Source organism: Nitrosomonas halophila, assembly GCF_900107165.1.
GTDB lineage: Bacteria > Pseudomonadota > Gammaproteobacteria > Burkholderiales > Nitrosomonadaceae > Nitrosomonas > Nitrosomonas halophila.
On record NZ_FNOY01000152.1, the window covers coordinates 1 to 1,124 of the forward strand.

General features: G+C 60.0%; 1 protein-coding gene. It reads left to right on the forward strand.

Features of this window, described 5'->3' with window-relative positions; translation table 11 throughout:
- Window positions 1-1,124 (forward strand): AMP-binding protein (locus BLV85_RS14765; RefSeq protein ID WP_143032376.1); only part of this gene is annotated, 1,124 nt, incomplete at both ends.

Genomic DNA, 1,124 nt, shown 5'->3' on the forward strand with positions numbered 1-1,124 from the left:
CCTGGGGCGTCAATGAGCAACGGTATGCTTCGGTGGAACCGGTGCATCATCTGATCGAACAGCAAGCGATAGCAAGACCGGATGCAACGGCCTTGATTTTTGGCGACACGGAACTCAGCTATGCGGAACTGAACCGGCGTGCAAACCAGCTGGCGTACCGGTTGATCGCATTGGGTATACAACCCGAAAGCCGGGTAGGGATCGCGGTCGAGCGCTCGATCGACATGATCGCGGGACTGCTCGCCATTCTCAAGGCAGGCGGTGCGTATGTACCGCTCGATCCGGATTATCCACGCGAACGTTTGCAGCACATGGTATCGGACAGCGGCATCGAATTGCTGCTCACACAGCAGGCAATCGAGGCGCACATTCCTCGCCCAGCGCAGGGCAACGTGCTGTTGCTGGACAGGCTGGATATAAGCGATGCACCCGAGGACAATCCGGCGGTTGCCGTGCACGGCGAGCATCTGGCCTATATCATCTATACCTCCGGCTCCACTGGTCAACCGAAAGGGGTGGCGGTGGCGCACGGGCCGCTGGCGATGCATATCCAGGCCATCGGCGAATGCTATGGCATGACACCGGAAGACCGGGAACTGCAGTTTGCCTCGATCAATTTCGATGGCGCGCATGAGCGCTGGTTGGTGCCTTTGGCCTTTGGCGCGGCGCTGATGCCGCGCGATCAGGAAATCTGGCCTGCCGACCGTACCGCTGCCGAGATTGCCAAGCATCGCATCACCATTGCCTGTTTTACCCCTGGCTACCTGCAGCAGTTGGCCGAATTTACCGGCAGCGCGGGCCGGCAACTGCCGATCCGCTCCTACACGGTCGGCGGCGAAGCCATGAGCCGCAGCAGCTATGAATTTGTCCAGGCGACATTGCAACCGCCGCGCATCATCAATGGCTATGGTCCGACCGAGACAGTCATCACGCCACTCATTTTCAAAGCAACCCCCACCACCCGTTTCGACTCGGGCTATTTGCCGATTGGCTCACCGGTAGGCGACCGGACAGCCTATATTCTCGATGCCGACATGAATCCGCTGCCAGTGGGCGTAACGGGAGAGCTGTATCTCGGCGGGCGAGGGCTTGCGCGTGGCTACCTGAACCGACCCGGATTGACA